This is a genomic window from Proteus sp. G2674, assembly GCF_009915195.1.
Taxonomy (GTDB): Bacteria; Pseudomonadota; Gammaproteobacteria; order Enterobacterales; family Enterobacteriaceae; genus Proteus; species Proteus mirabilis.
Genome location: NZ_JAABLS010000040.1, coordinates 72,863 through 87,025, shown reverse-complemented (window position 1 = coordinate 87,025; position 14,163 = coordinate 72,863). Strand labels below are relative to the sequence as shown.

Annotated in this window: 11 protein-coding genes; 4 read left to right on the top strand and 7 right to left on the bottom strand. The window is 35.5% G+C overall.

What is annotated here, in order from left to right; all coding sequences use genetic code 11:
- Window positions 1–46: 46 nt before the first annotated feature.
- Window positions 47–1,903, top strand: coding sequence for an insecticidal delta-endotoxin Cry8Ea1 family protein (locus GWI58_RS16110; RefSeq protein WP_237611717.1), 1,857 nt, complete (start codon window positions 47–49; stop codon window positions 1,901–1,903).
- Between the two features lie 53 nt (window positions 1,904–1,956).
- Here the strand turns inward: GWI58_RS16110 and GWI58_RS16105 are convergent, their stop codons facing one another.
- The 6 genes from GWI58_RS16105 to GWI58_RS16080 all read right to left on the bottom strand — a co-directional run bounded on the left by GWI58_RS16105 (window position 1,957) and on the right by GWI58_RS16080 (window position 10,623).
- Entirely contained in the window at window positions 1,957–2,760 is an 804-nt protein-coding gene (locus GWI58_RS16105) for an energy transducer TonB family protein (RefSeq protein ID WP_161769370.1), read from the bottom strand.
- Between the two features lie 27 nt (window positions 2,761–2,787).
- Window positions 2,788–5,841 (bottom strand): TonB-dependent receptor domain-containing protein, encoded by a 3,054-nt coding sequence (locus tag GWI58_RS16100; RefSeq protein WP_161769369.1) that lies wholly within the window; start codon window positions 5,839–5,841, stop codon window positions 2,788–2,790.
- Window positions 5,842–5,885: 44 nt separating this feature from the next.
- On the bottom strand, window positions 5,886–7,238 hold the full coding sequence (locus tag GWI58_RS16095) for a surface lipoprotein assembly modifier (RefSeq protein WP_004246522.1): 1,353 nt from the start codon (window positions 7,236–7,238) through the stop codon (window positions 5,886–5,888).
- Between the two features lie 174 nt (window positions 7,239–7,412).
- The gene (locus GWI58_RS16090) at window positions 7,413–8,225 is read right to left on the bottom strand and encodes a Slam-dependent surface lipoprotein (protein ID WP_017628727.1); all 813 of its coding nucleotides are present in this window, start codon (window positions 8,223–8,225) and stop codon (window positions 7,413–7,415) included.
- A gap of 414 nt (window positions 8,226–8,639) precedes the next feature.
- Window positions 8,640–9,527: a LysR family transcriptional regulator gene (locus GWI58_RS16085; RefSeq protein ID WP_004246524.1), complete on the bottom strand. Its 888-nt coding sequence runs from the start codon at window positions 9,525–9,527 to the stop codon at window positions 8,640–8,642.
- Between the two features lie 124 nt (window positions 9,528–9,651).
- Window positions 9,652–10,623: a nitrilase family protein gene (locus tag GWI58_RS16080; protein ID WP_161769368.1), complete on the bottom strand. Its 972-nt coding sequence runs from the start codon at window positions 10,621–10,623 to the stop codon at window positions 9,652–9,654.
- A gap of 214 nt (window positions 10,624–10,837) precedes the next feature.
- Here GWI58_RS16080 and umoA point away from each other — a divergent pair, with 214 nt between their 5' ends.
- From umoA to GWI58_RS16065, 3 genes are all read left to right on the top strand, one after another.
- On the top strand, window positions 10,838–11,380 hold the full coding sequence (gene umoA, locus GWI58_RS16075; RefSeq protein ID WP_004246526.1) for a flagellar biogenesis regulator UmoA: 543 nt from the start codon (window positions 10,838–10,840) through the stop codon (window positions 11,378–11,380).
- Between the two features lie 291 nt (window positions 11,381–11,671).
- Window positions 11,672–12,547, top strand: a complete 876-nt coding sequence (locus GWI58_RS16070; RefSeq protein WP_004246527.1) for an ATP-grasp fold amidoligase family protein — start codon at window positions 11,672–11,674, stop codon at window positions 12,545–12,547.
- A 19-nt stretch (window positions 12,548–12,566) separates the two neighbouring features.
- The gene (locus GWI58_RS16065; RefSeq protein ID WP_232464478.1) at window positions 12,567–13,328 is read left to right on the top strand and encodes a GNAT family N-acetyltransferase; all 762 of its coding nucleotides are present in this window, start codon (window positions 12,567–12,569) and stop codon (window positions 13,326–13,328) included.
- Here the strand turns inward: GWI58_RS16065 and fdhD are convergent.
- Window positions 13,325–14,155 (bottom strand): formate dehydrogenase accessory sulfurtransferase FdhD, encoded by an 831-nt coding sequence (gene fdhD, locus GWI58_RS16060; protein WP_004246534.1) that lies wholly within the window; start codon window positions 14,153–14,155, stop codon window positions 13,325–13,327. The two genes, GWI58_RS16065 and fdhD, sit on opposite strands and share 4 nt — an antisense overlap.
- Window positions 14,156–14,163 lie beyond the last annotated feature (8 nt).

Genomic DNA, 14,163 nt, shown 5'->3' with positions numbered 1-14,163 from the left:
TTTAACCTGCATTGAATATGAGGACTTAAAGGATGGGATGTTAGATATGATTAATCGCAACAGTAATATATTACCCACTGTTGTGGATGAATTTAATCAACAAGATCCGCTTAATGCGCCTATTATGGTGGGTGAAGTGGTCGTGGGTCATATCATTGGTCTAATACCTATTGTTGGGGGGGTACTTTCAAAAATTACTTCCGCACTTTTTGGCCTCATGAATAAAAATATGAAAGATAGCTCTTTAGCTGAGCAAATTATTGCCCATGTCTCTCGTATTATTGATGCTAAAATCACTGATAACAATATAAAAATCATTAAACTCACCACAGAAGGTATTAGCGACGTTTATCAATTATTTTCAGATTCTCTCGCTCGTTACCTTGACCCCAATGTGCATTATTCAGAAGAACAATTACGAGATTTACGGGAACAAGTTCTTAACCGTTTTGATGATGTGATTTCGACAATTATTGCTCAACAACCATTAGTATTAAATTTAGCACAATCAGCAGGATTGCCCTTTTATTGCCACTGTTGCGCACTTTTTGTCGCTGCCCATTGCGATATATTAACCAATAAAGAAAAACTTGCTCTGGAAGAGGATTATTTCAAAAATAATCTAAAAACATTAAGAAATAGCATTGATAAATTTAACGCCAATATTCATAAAGCGATTTATCAGCAGACCTCCCAAGTTTTTAAAGATGATTATAATAAATGTAATACTTTTTTAGTGGGTATCTATACTTCTGGTTTATCTTTCTATCAAACTTGGGTTAAACGTAGTTTTGAAATTGAATTTACAACCCCCTTTGCTCGTTGGAATAGCTTAGAGCTTTATGGAAATGACTATAGCCATGATCCAAAAATCAGTTATTACAAGACTTACGTTGAGATGGGAAAAGATATATTACATAGAACATCCATGCTACAAAGTATTGAATCCTACTCTCATATTGATGCAGTGATCCGTTTAAAACAGAACTACTTAACACCTGAAAAAGAGGTAGATAGTTTTCAATATGAAGGCTGTAATGGCGTGGTAGGAGATAGCCATGATGTTATAAAAAGCGACACATTTTTTACCCCAGACAGTCAGAAAGCCTATCTGTCACCAACACAAATTTTACCCTCCGTTCGCTATATTTCTGACACACCTTGGGGAGGGTTAAAATATATGGTACTTGATGATGTTAACAATAATAGTTTTACTATCGGTCAAGGTAATCGAGATAATAAATCGTATCTTAATATTCCTGGCTACTGCTTTAATGGCGTAAATCTTTATTTAAGTCGTCACAATGGAAAAAGCTGTCAAGCTGACTCAGGAGCTTGGTTAACCGAATCTGCACCTATATTTCGTTTTTATGATGGTTATGCATCCTTACCTCTTGACACTAAAAATCATTTACCCACAGCAAAAAAGAGCTATGAACTCGATTTAAATCATGGATTTATGACTCAATTAAGCCAAGCTCAATATGGCTATAGTGATATGTTAGTGGGGAAAAATTGTATTTTATTAAATCACGATGCCTATTTTTGCTTACCATCCGAAGAGCCGATTGGCAAAGTGGGTTTATCACAAAAAATCACCTTATTATTACAGTGTGCAATTACGCAGGAACAATCGTTAGCTGTAGTGGCAAGAACGGGCGATGCGACCCAAGGCACTATTATTGGTTCTGCTGAATTTAAGCTCACCACAGATCAAGATAATATTATTTATAAAATAACCCCATTACTTAATCATCCTATTTCCGATAATAAAAGTTATTTTTATACTTATCAAATTGATTTATCTTGTATTTTTAGTCAAGAAGATCAAAAAAATCTCTATTTTCATCTCTATTTCTTTGAGCCTAATACCTTGTTGGCTGATATGACTGTTTTATTCTAATGTTTTATTTCCATAAAATACCTAAGTGTAATATTGACTTAGGTATTTTTTATTCAATTTAATTGAAATTTTAACGAGATAGTTAAAGGATCAGATAAATTATTAGGTTTCGGGCCAATTGGTTTTACCCGTTTTACCGCAGCAAGTGCAGCATTATCAAGAGATGCCACCCCTGAGGTCTGTTCAAGTGCAACGGATGAAATATAGCCTTCATTGGTTAATGAAAAACGCACAACAACCAGCCCTTCATCTTGCATACGACGAGCTTGCGCAGGATAGCGCTTATGACGCTCAATTTCTCGGCGCAATAAACTGATATAGTGATTTTCAGACTCTCCCTGCCCAATACCATGTTCACTTAATGCACGACTACTCCCTGCCAATGAACTCGCGGTATGCTGTGTTAAGTTTTCTGCTGATGGTTGTGATGTACTTTGAACTATGTTGTGATTTGTTAAATCAGGTGGTTTTATAGGTACTGTTTTGTCTACTACTGGCTGTTTTTTTACCTGTTTTATCGCTTTAGGTGTTATTGGGGTCGGTTGTTGTTGACGCTTTTTTGCGGGTTGTTTGGGCGCTTCAATAAATTCACCGTTCTCACTTCTTGGTAGTGCAATAGGTGGTTGTTGTGACTCGATCTTTATTCTCGGTTCAATCATGGTAGTAGATTGTTTAGGTGGCGAAAACATCACCTGATAGACCGATAATGTATTTTGCTGTTGCTGATCAATATGGTGCGCACTTTCTGTCATAGACCATGAATTAAGCACCCAACTCAATAAACTGATATAAACTAATGATATCGCAATGAGCCAATAATAAATATTAAGTGGCTGTCTGACAGAAAGTGCCAACATAAATAAAACTCCTATTTTATCCTTGTATTAAAATTGGGCTGTTACACCTAATCGCAAACTTCTTCCTGGTGCCGGCATACCAGAACGGGTCAGCGGATCAATGTAATATTCATTTAATAAATTACTTCCTGTTATTTCAAAAGATAAGTTGGGGCTATATTGATAAGTTGCATAAGCATCAATAGTAAATACTTTTGCCCAACGCATCGGATTATTATTTATGCCAAAATAGCTATTAGGTAAATTTTCTTTAAGCCATTTCTCATCTTTATTTTCAACTTCTGATGAATAGAGCCAGCGACTACCTAATTCTAATTTATCATTTAGCCAGCGCGTGCCTAAATGTAGGTTAACTGAGTATTTAGGCTGCATTGAGGTGCGCAAAAATCCGCCAGGGTATCCCCCTGTCATACAGTTTTTAATACCCGATAATCCTGATGCATCAAGCTCATAAAAAGCATTTTCATCACAGACTTTATTTTTATGGCTATACACTAATGCGGTATCAAAGAAAATAAATCCATTATCAAACCGGGCTTGTAACTCTACACCTTCTAATATTTGTTTTTCTAACTGTCTAATTTGCCAATTAGCATCTCTATCAAATACATTTTCAATGTTCGTTTTAAAGTAATTAATTTTAATATCAGCGTGGCGCTCTATATTCAACCAATGCGTAAAATCAACAACCACACCAAACTCACTGCTTTTGGCTCGCTCTGGCTTTAACTTAAAACCATAATAGCGAGCTTTAGAGCCTGAAAAACCACTGGTATCTTCAAATAAGTTAGGCAAACGCAATTGCTCAGTATAACGGCCATAAAAACGCACCATATCGTTGGCATAAAGGGTGGCAGAGATTAAAGGGGAAAATGCGCCATGCTGATAGCTAGGCTCCAGTGCGTAGGGATCTTGAATATCTTCTGATAGAGAAAATGCCTGAGGATTAATAACATCTTTTTCAAAGCGATAGACTAACTCCCCCGTCACTGGATGAGGGACTTTTTCCTCCATATCAAGAAAACCATTAAGTAAAATATTCTTACTCTTAGATAGCACGCCATTTTCATCAAATAACCAAAGGCTAAACTCTCTTTTCATCGGGATGGCTTTAGCACGTTTTATTTGCATCTTTCCATGGTTATTACGAAGAAAATCTTCATGCTCCATATCATGCTGTATTCTCTGAAGATATGGCCTAGCAACCTGCTCCTTGATTTCCTCTAGCAAAGCGCCACCTTCAGGGTAAACTAAAACCGCTTGTTGAAAGTCTCTAATTTTTTTACTCAGCTCAGCAGAATTTCGGTAATTTTTTAACTCGTCAGGTAAAGTATCGACATCAATTTTGTTAACCGCGCGATAGAGTAAATACTCTTCTGGCGTTAATACTCGTCGATAAGAGATCAGATAACCGCGGATAGGGGCTGTTTTCTCGTAATTTTTAACCCTATTCTTCCGTTTATTATTTAAAAAGGTATCCGTCAGATGATAGTAATGATATTTACCGCCAATATTCATCGCAAACCAAGGTAATGGTTTCCAATCTGTGGCTAACGCTAAATTAACTTCATGACGTTGCCCTGCTCGCCCCTCGGTCACGAAATCAAAACCCATGGGAAGTTCAAGCTCATGACTATCTAATTTTTCCAATTGATATTGACCGGAAAAAGAAATAGAAAACTGAGGTGATAATTTAAATAACGATGAAAAATCAACACCATAACGATTATTATCTTGATATAGAGAAGCTGTATCTAAAAAGCCTGTATCAATAGAGGGATCCCACCTTGTATTTCTGCTAGCTCTAAAATCAACCATTTTAGGCTCTCTTGGTTTTCCTCCCCGAGTATTAGTATGTCCTAAAGTTAAATTGCCCCATAAACGCAGTAATAAATCTGTTTTTTTATCTTCTGGTTTATATTGATAGGTTAATATGCCTGCTTGTTGTGTAATATTTGCCAAAGGCCATTGATTAACTAAATTTTCTTGATAACGAACCCAACTTAATCGTGATGGCATAATATCGCCAAATAATAAATCGGTGTATCGATAATTAATGGAGAAACGATGCGTTTGTTGTGGAAATAGAGTTCCTTTTACTAAAAAAGAGCGGTTACGATTAGATGTATTTGGTACTTCATTACCAGGTCGATAAATATGAGCAATAAAAGGTAAATAAGGCTCAAAATGTCTTTTCCCGTCCATTATATAAACAGAATTAAGCAATTGCTCATCTACTTTACTATACTCTTCTACATTTCTCTTTCCTGCAAAATAATTACCTTTTTCACGTATTGCATATGCAAAAAGTAAATTAAATTTTTCTTTATCAAATCCTACACCTAAGCGAAATGAATAATCTTGAAAGTTTTCTATTTTACTTTTTTTAGGTGTTATTTCTAATGCAGGATCGATAATATAAGCATTTTGTTGATAGAATTTTGGATAATAACGGTACTCTTCAATCATATTAGTATAAATATCTTTATAGCCTGTGGCATTATTACTAATATCCCCTTTAAAATTAATACCAAAAGACTCACCAATGGGTACAATATCACGTATATCTAATGTTTTAATGGCAACCCCTCCGCCAATCCCTGTTTTTATATTAGGATTAAGTGAAGGACCTTTTTCTATATAGATACTGCTTATCAAATTTGAATCAATATAGTTACGATTAGATGCACCGCTATAACCACGATAAACCGTAATCGCCTGCTCAGTACCATCCACAGTAACGGGGATACGCCCTTGGCCTTGAATACCACGAATATTCGGATCCAATGCTCCTCCATTACGGGCTTCACCACTATAAACACCTATCGCGCTTTTAAATAAATCTGCAGGCGATACCCCTTGATAACGTTCAATAAGGGCTTTACCTAAATAAATATTAGCCACATCCTTTTCATAGACTTGAGCATAACCTTGTTGATCTTTTTCTAAATTATCTGCAACCTGAATTTGTCCAAGATCGGTTGTATTATCCTTAGTCTTGGAATAACTATTGAGAGAAAATAAGGAGAGTGAAACCATCATGGAGACTAACGTACGTTTGTGAAAAAGCACTACATGCATTGTGTTACCTACTTAATTAATAAAGAAGTCATGCATTAAATTAATTAAAATTGTTTTTCTAATTTAAATAAGACTTCATGCTGCTGATATTGATATAACCAATCCACATTGCTTAATCTACGGGTATAACTTAATTCTATTGCTGGATAAAACCCCCAGATAATAGGTGCTTTATTTTTAATAGTTGTTGTAAAAACAAAGCCATTATCTTCTCTTTTCTTATTTAATAATGGATTATAATTATTAAAACTTTTAAATTGATATTGTAAAGAAAGAGAAACTTGCCAATTTTTTGGTAATAAGTAATAAACACCCGTTTTTATATCATATTGCTGATAATTTAATAAAGTATTTTTTTTACGACTACTATAATAGTTTAATTGATTAACTAATTGAACATTCTCTGCTAATGTATAGTAATAGCTAATAGCATATATCTGCTTATGATTATTTAAGTTTATTAATTCTTTATTATATTTCTTTATATAATAATTTATAGATAAATTAATAGAATGATATTTATTAATGGAGAAAAATAGCCCGGTATATACCCCAATAGATTGATACTCAAACGCCTTTTTAGGTAATTTTATTTCATAATAAGGAGATAAGGTCCACCGATAATCCTTTTTTTGGTACTGATAACTTAATTGAGTATATAAATGTGTAAAATTAGCTTGTTTATATGCAAAATAATCACGGTAGCGTGCTGAAAAATAGCCTGATAGGGTATTATTAGCGTAAATAAAAGTGGGCTGATAGAAAGAAAAAAGATGACTAACCCCCATCGATGCTATAGGTTGAGCGCCTTTTCTGGTCATGATGACTTGCGTTGATTGCGAAACAATTTGCTCATCAAGATAAGGTGCATGATTAATATTATCATCATAAAAAAAACTGATTTGATAAAAACGCCTAGCTTTAAAATAATCGTTAAGCTGTTTCTGATAATAGATAATTGCTTGATTAATGGTAGGTGATAATCCCGATAAACGACTTAATTGATTTAGCTGGTATTGTGCTTTTTTATATTCTCCTTGAGAAAAGTAGAGCTGAATTAGGCCAGTTTGTGCCGGAATAAAATCTGCTTGCTGCTTAAGTTGCTGCTGATAATAAAATTCAGCTTGTAAGAAATTACCATTCTTCTGTGCTAATAGTGCTTGAGCATAATAGACTAATAAAGTTTCGTGTAATGGTAATTGCTGATAATTAACTAATAGTTTTTCCGCTTGATACCACTGCTGTTGCTGTAAATGATGATACAGTTGTTGACCTAATTGAGCGACCTTCTCTTTATTAAGTGACTCTTGATTAGGTTGTGTTGCCGCCCCCTGTGACGAATGAAATAAGATATTAATAATAAATAATGACTTTATTAGCCTTTGATAATAACGCATGGTTTATCCTTATAATAACAATAGATCTATTCCTTACAATCCGTTTTTTAAGGCAAAAAAAAACAGATAACCGTATATTTGATTATCTGTTGCTAAAAACTAGCTTAATGACCACTAATACCACGTATGTAAAAGGACTAAATTGTTTTTAAGCTCCGAACTTAAAACCTAACGTTAAGAGGCTTCTGCACTATCTGTTACGCTATCTGTTGCAGTATCTACTTCAGCACTATTTTTGCTTCCCCCAAAACCAATATCTTTAGTATGATCGGTGTGGAAGACGACAATACCTGCCAATGTTTCAGCATTTTCACCAAAGAACGCCCCTTCAACAATACCGGATGTGGTATCTTCTTTTGCATCTGCAGAGAAAGTTACTTGGTTATTTGCGGTATAAATATTGCCACGTTCTAACTCGACAGTACGTAGGTTATTAGCCAGTGAGCCACCAATTGTCTTTTGTGAAAAATCAACATCAAAAGTACCAGACAGTAAATTATCACCACTATATTGACTGATACCTGTTACGGTATAAGTTGCACTGTCTGTCGGTAGCGTACTAGTAACCTCTTTACCTACATAATAAGACTGATGAGTGATATCTGTAACAGAGGCTGTTTTTGCCCAAGTACCAAAATAGACATTGGCATCAGTCACCTGTGAAAAATGAAATACCCCCATATTACTATGGCTAGCTGGTGTATTTTCATTGGGTTGTATTGTATAAACACCATGGCTATCCGCCCCACCACTCATATTATTTGGTGTTAATGACGCAAAACCAATTTTTTTCCCTCCATATAGATTAGAAATACCGACACCCGGCTCCCCACCTGCTGATTGATGAGGGCCACGAGTCACGGGATCACTTGCCCCCACACTCATGGTGGTTAAAGGGCCACTTTGATTAGAATGGATTTCTGCTTGTGCCATACTTATGCTAGATAAAACAAATAGAGTACCCGTAAAAATGTTTATTTTTTTCATAATAACTTCCTTATTATTTATTACATAAGATCATAATTTATTATCACTAATAAATTATCCATGAGAGAAATATTTTAATTCTCTCTTTCTTACTCAATATGAAAACAAGGCAAGTACCTTTCTTGAGTTGACTGCCCTTTGATATTAAACATTCTTATTTTATTGTAAATAGATCTTTTAAAGCACGCTAATTCCCATTAAATACATTTAACAAAACAAAAATCATTTAACTTAATGTTTTAAATTATTTTTTATCATAAAGCTTAAATAAAACCTTTATAAACTTATGTTTATTTTTTGTGAGAGTGATCTCAGTTGATTATTCCTATTTATTTTAAAACTAATTAATATTTAATAGAGACTAAAAATTGAAATAGAATATTTATATTAAAAGAAATAAAGAAAGCTAATTGTTTATTTAATATCAATTTTTTCAGTAATTATTTTAATAAAAAGATCACGTTCTTTATTTTTAATATTACTATTCCAAATTACACCAATTTTCCATTGTGTGTATAACCCAGATAGAGGTAACAATGTGACTCTTTGTTTATCACAAATTAATTGCGCGCTTTTAGGCACTAATGCTATCCCTAACCCAGCTGCAACTAGCGCTAATTGGGTCTGAATATCTTGAGATTGCTGTAATAAACGCGGTGCTAGTTTATGCTGTTGTAAAAAAGCATGTATCTGCTGATACAGTTTTTTCCCTTTTTCTGGAGCAAGTAGAATAAGCCCTAATGAGTCGAAATAATGTAATGGGTTATAATCTGCCTCCAACACCGTAATATGTTGTGTTGCAATAGCTAACATCAGTTGCTCTTGTGTCAACGCTATCCCTTGTAAAGGGGGCATAACGGGTAAACGAGAAAAAGCCACATCAAGTTCACCCATTAATAATTTTTCTTCCATTTTATGAGAAGACATATCATCAATATTGACGCTAATATTTGGCTCAATTTGATTAAATCTCGCCAATAGTGAAGTAATAAAACTTAATGATGACAGACCGAATCCCGCATAAAGTGAGACTTTTTGTGGCTCAACTAATTGACGAGCTTGTTTTTCTAAAATATGGGATTCCCGTAATACTACTTGAGCTTGATTGAGTAAATATTGTCCTTCTTGCGTGAGCTTTGCACCATGGCGACCACGCTCAAACAACACGATATCCAGTTGTGATTCCAACGTTTTAATTTGTTTAGTTAATGCGGGTTGGCTAATACAAAGCTGTTTGGAGGCTTCACCAAAGTGCCCTGTATCAGCTAACACCACAAAAGCATTTAATAAACGTGTATCCATTATTTATCATCAAACCTATATTAGTTTCTTTTATTATTCTAACATAAAATAAATTAGTAAAATTAATATTAGGTGTTAATCTTTTGTCCGATAAATAATTATGCTCTTTTTATAATTATCTCTATTAGTCTTTGTTACCAAAACGAACGGAAATCGGATCTTGTTCATTACCTTGTCGAGTGGTGAGGATCTGATATAGCTCTGGTCTTCTGCCCGTTAACCAGCGTCTCCCTGTTGATTCAGGCAAAAGCGTTAAATCAATATCCGTAACGACCATATCGTCTTCTATCGCACAGCTTTCTTTTACAATACGTCCATAAGGATCGATAACCATCGCATTACCCGTTCTCACCTCTTCTTCATCACGCCCAACCCCATTACTAAAGATGATAAACATACCATTATCGTGAGCTCTAGCAGGTAACCAGCGCATTAGCCATCCTTTGCCATGTTCACCTTGAAAAGCAGCTTGTAACGCTTGTGGATCTTGCTGACGATTTTCCCACAACGCCATTGGAATAGGTTTCATGCTGTGTGGACTACGAGAGTGGGTTCCGCCAGTTTGATGAGGAGCCAATAAAATATCTGCCCCTAATAACGCCGTCGCCCGTGCGTTCTCAACTAAATTATTATCCCAACAAATTAAAATACCTATTTTAACCCCCCATGGGGTATCAAATACGGTGTATTGATCTCCGCTACAAATAACCGGATGTTCAAATGCATGCAATTTACGATGTTTTTGTAATGAACCATCAGGCATACAAACAACCCAAGTATTATACAAATTATTATTGTTATCCCGTTCAATTAATCCAACACCAATAGCCATTGCATACTGTTGTGCTTTTTGTTTAATGGATTTTAATGATGCGCTATCAGCCAGTTTTTCACTTAATGCATAAACCTGTTGCGCCGGTAATTTAGGGACATGCCAGTATCCCGTGATACACATTTCAGGAAATACTAGAAGATTCACTTTTTCACTGGCAGCCATCTCAATAAACTGATGTATTTTGGCTAAATTATAATCTTTATCATTAGCCTTATGTTGTAGTTGTACGCTTGCAACATGTAATGTCGTTAATGGGTTCATAAACGGTTACCTCTACACTGTCTTATTTATCACCTTTTCACCTTTATTATCTAAACGTTTTTTTTGTCCAAAATATAATCAATTATTTTCTGTTTTTAATAACCTTTTGGAATGGAAAGGGATAAGCATCAGAAATGGCACGCTGTTATAGCGTTATTTTACGGAATAACCCCCTAGTTTTCTGGCATCATAATAGTAATAAAAAGGAGTATTTATGTTGGCTAGAGCCTTGTTTATCCCTCTTTCATTCCCTTTACTCGCCTTATCTTGCTACTGTTGGGCAGGAAATGGTCTGGTGGATAGAACATGGACAGCTTCAGGAATGGATAGCTATAGTTATCGCCAAGCGCTAAGGCAACCAACGGTTGGCTCACGTTATACTCTTTTTAATATTACACCCGATATGCCAACGCCAGGTGGTACGAGTCCTGTTGGTACTAAAGGAATTCGCTATATTGCGATGAAATATGGCCCTTATGGGCAACCTGAACACTATAAAACCTACCAAGTGATGTTCTCTCACTATTCCACCACCACCACACGTAAAGTTCGTTATTTAGGTGAGTTATATACCGTTGTCGGTGATATTTATTTAATCGATCCTGCTGCTACCACCAATGAATGGCAACGCGGTCGTAGCCAAATAGTTGAAGAGTATTATGAGATTTTAGATACACATGGAAATAGGACAGGCAAAGGATTGCGTTTTAACCGCTGGGATAGACCTATAAATATAACAAATTGGTCTACATATTAATATATATTTAATTTCTCATCTTTTTATTAATTCTCTCTTAATGTCAATATTGCTTTCTCTTCTATAATAGTTTTTTTATTCTATAAAGCTTATCTAGAAAGCCATTGATTCTATATAAAAAAATGATAATACAACAAAGAATATATCTGTATTCTTTTGTATTTTTGTTTTCTATAAATACATAAAAACATTAAGGCTAAATTAATAAAAAATTAATTTCTCCTAAGGCAAAATTATATAAATAAAAATTTATATTTATCTTACTTAAATATTTAAAATAAACAGTTGCATATGAAAATTTTAGAATATTATTTCAAACAATTACGCACGCTCGCACAGCCAGATCGTGTTTATCTAAAAAATAAATTTATTCGTAACTTAGGTTATCAACCTAATTTTCGCCACCCCATGTCATTGAATGAAAAAATCAATGCACGTATGTTATTTGATAGAGATCCTATCTATACACGCTTAGCAGATAAAATCAGTGTCAGGGAGTATGTAAAAGAAAAGATAGGCGAAAAATATCTGGTCAAAATCCTTAATACTTATCGCCATCCAAATGAAATCGAACTTAATACACTACCTAACCGTTTCGTATTAAAATGTAATCATGACAGTGGCAGTACTATTATTTGCCTTGATAAATCTCAATTTGATTTGGAGATGGCAAAAAAGAAACTTAATTTTCATTTAAAGAGAAATCTCTACCACGTTACTCGTGAATGGCATTATAAAAATATTAGTGCGCAAATTATCTGTGAAGAGTATATCGACCTTTTTGATACTCAATGTCCGATGATCCCAACCACATGCCGTATCCACTGTTTTCATGGTCAGCCTCATTATGCGGAAATTGATATTTCGGATACAAAGGGATGCGAGTATATCAATGTTTATGATACACAATGGCAATTACAGCCTTTTACTTTAGAAGATCCCAATACCCCAGAATATATTGAAAAACCGCTACAATTTGACAATATGCTCACATTAGCCAACAAATTAGCTAACGGTTTTGCCTATTGTCGGGTCGATTTTTTAATGTCAGAAACCACACTACTGTTTAGTGAAATGACCTTTACCCCCAATGCGGGGCGCATTCCCATTAAACCAAAAGAGTGGGACTATAAATTAGGTGAACTATGGACACCTATTGCTTCTTAACAAAAGGTATATGTATATCATGAATATATTTATCACCGATTTTTACCATCGCAGCGATTTGTTAGATAAAGCAGAAGCCATGATAGCCAACCATTGGCCTGCTTTTATGATGGGAACTTCTGTTGATGATAGCTATTGGGAACGCTTATATGATGTGCCTTTTTCCCATTACCAATTTATGGCGGTATTAAAAACGCAAACAGAAGAAAAGGTTATCGGTGTAATTAACTCCATTGCGTTACCTTGGCAAACCAACTCTCTCAACGATTTACCGGATGAAGGTTGGGATCGTGTTTTTCAGCTAGGCATGGAGGCTGAAGAACAACAATTACCTTGCCATCTTATTTCTGCTTTGTCGGTTACTATCGATCATCATTATCGGGGGAAAGGTATTGCTCAACGCTTAATTAATACCTTAAAGGAGCATGCAAAAAAACAAGGTTACCTTGGTGTTGCTGTACCTGTACGCCCTACATTAAAACATTGTTATCCATTGCACTCTTTTGCTGAATATTGCCAATGGAAAAACGATAATGATGAGCCCTTTGATCCTTGGATACGTACACATTGGCGCTTAGGTGCCACCACGATCAAAATTGCCCCACAGTCTATGAAAATTGAAGCACCGACAGAAAAATGGCAACAATGGACTTCATTACGATTTCCTGTCAGTGGTGACTACACCATTCCTATGGGGCTGGCACCGTTAAATATCGATATTCAACGTCAATATGGTGTCTATCTGGAACCCAACCTTTGGATGTTTCACCGCATACGTTAATCAGTGAGTCGTTGTGGATGAGTAAAAACAGTTGCTCTTCCACGGCGACAAAAACCCACCAGCGTCAAATTATATTGATTCGCCACTTCAACGGCGAGTGAGGTTGCAGCGGAAACCGCAAATAAAATTTCGGCACCACACATTGCTGATTTTTGCACCATTTCATAACTTGCACGACTTGATACTAATATTGCACCCTCTGTCCACTTTTGTTGTGTTTTTAAGCCAATCAACTTATCAAGTGCTACATGGCGCCCGACATCTTCGCAACCGCCTTGTAATTGCCCCTCAGGAGATAGCCAAGCTGCGGCATGAGTACACCCTGTTAGCTCGCCAATTTCCTGTACGGTTTTTAGTTGCTCGAGTGCGTTATCAAGCAAAGAGAGTGAAAATGTTTGTGTAAAAGGTAATGGCGCTATAGGGCGAAAAATTTCTGCTAATTGCTCTGTACCACAAATACCGCATCCGGTGCGTCCCGCCATACTACGACGTCGCTCTTTTAATTGCATAAAGCGCCGACTTGATAATTCAATTTGTACTTCTGTGCCACCATGGCAACTTTCAACGATTTCAATACTGCGAATTTCGTTAGAAGATCCTATAATGCCTTCAGATAAGGAAAATCCGACAGCAAATAACTCTAAATTTTTAGGGCTTGCCATCATAACAACGTGAGATATTCCGTTGTACACTAATGCAACTGGAACTTCGAGTGCAATATAATCCTGCTCTGCTTGGTTAAGGGAGCCTTTGTGTTGCACAGTTGTTTGATCTATGCCAACAATTACACGTTTAGTTAACAAGTTTGTCGATTTTGTTTCATCCATAAGATGAA

Bases quoted from the DNA above. Each gene is read 5' to 3' on its own strand.
- fdhD (WP_004246534.1), bottom strand. From the start codon at position 14,155: ATGGATGAAACAAAATCGACAAACTTGTTAACTAAACGTGTAATTGTT.
- umoA (WP_004246526.1), top strand. From the start codon at position 10,838: ATGTTGGCTAGAGCCTTGTTTATCCCTCTTTCATTCCCTTTACTCGCC.
- GWI58_RS16070 (WP_004246527.1), top strand. From the start codon at position 11,672: ATGAAAATTTTAGAATATTATTTCAAACAATTACGCACGCTCGCACAG.
- GWI58_RS16100 (WP_161769369.1), bottom strand. From the start codon at position 5,841: ATGCATGTAGTGCTTTTTCACAAACGTACGTTAGTCTCCATGATGGTT.
- GWI58_RS16090 (WP_017628727.1), bottom strand. From the start codon at position 8,225: ATGAAAAAAATAAACATTTTTACGGGTACTCTATTTGTTTTATCTAGC.
- GWI58_RS16110 (WP_237611717.1), top strand. From the start codon at position 47: ATGATTAATCGCAACAGTAATATATTACCCACTGTTGTGGATGAATTT.
- GWI58_RS16095 (WP_004246522.1), bottom strand. From the start codon at position 7,238: ATGCGTTATTATCAAAGGCTAATAAAGTCATTATTTATTATTAATATC.
- GWI58_RS16085 (WP_004246524.1), bottom strand. From the start codon at position 9,527: ATGGATACACGTTTATTAAATGCTTTTGTGGTGTTAGCTGATACAGGG.
- GWI58_RS16105 (WP_161769370.1), bottom strand. From the start codon at position 2,760: ATGTTGGCACTTTCTGTCAGACAGCCACTTAATATTTATTATTGGCTC.
- GWI58_RS16080 (WP_161769368.1), bottom strand. From the start codon at position 10,623: ATGAACCCATTAACGACATTACATGTTGCAAGCGTACAACTACAACAT.
- GWI58_RS16065 (WP_232464478.1), top strand. From the start codon at position 12,567: ATGAATATATTTATCACCGATTTTTACCATCGCAGCGATTTGTTAGAT.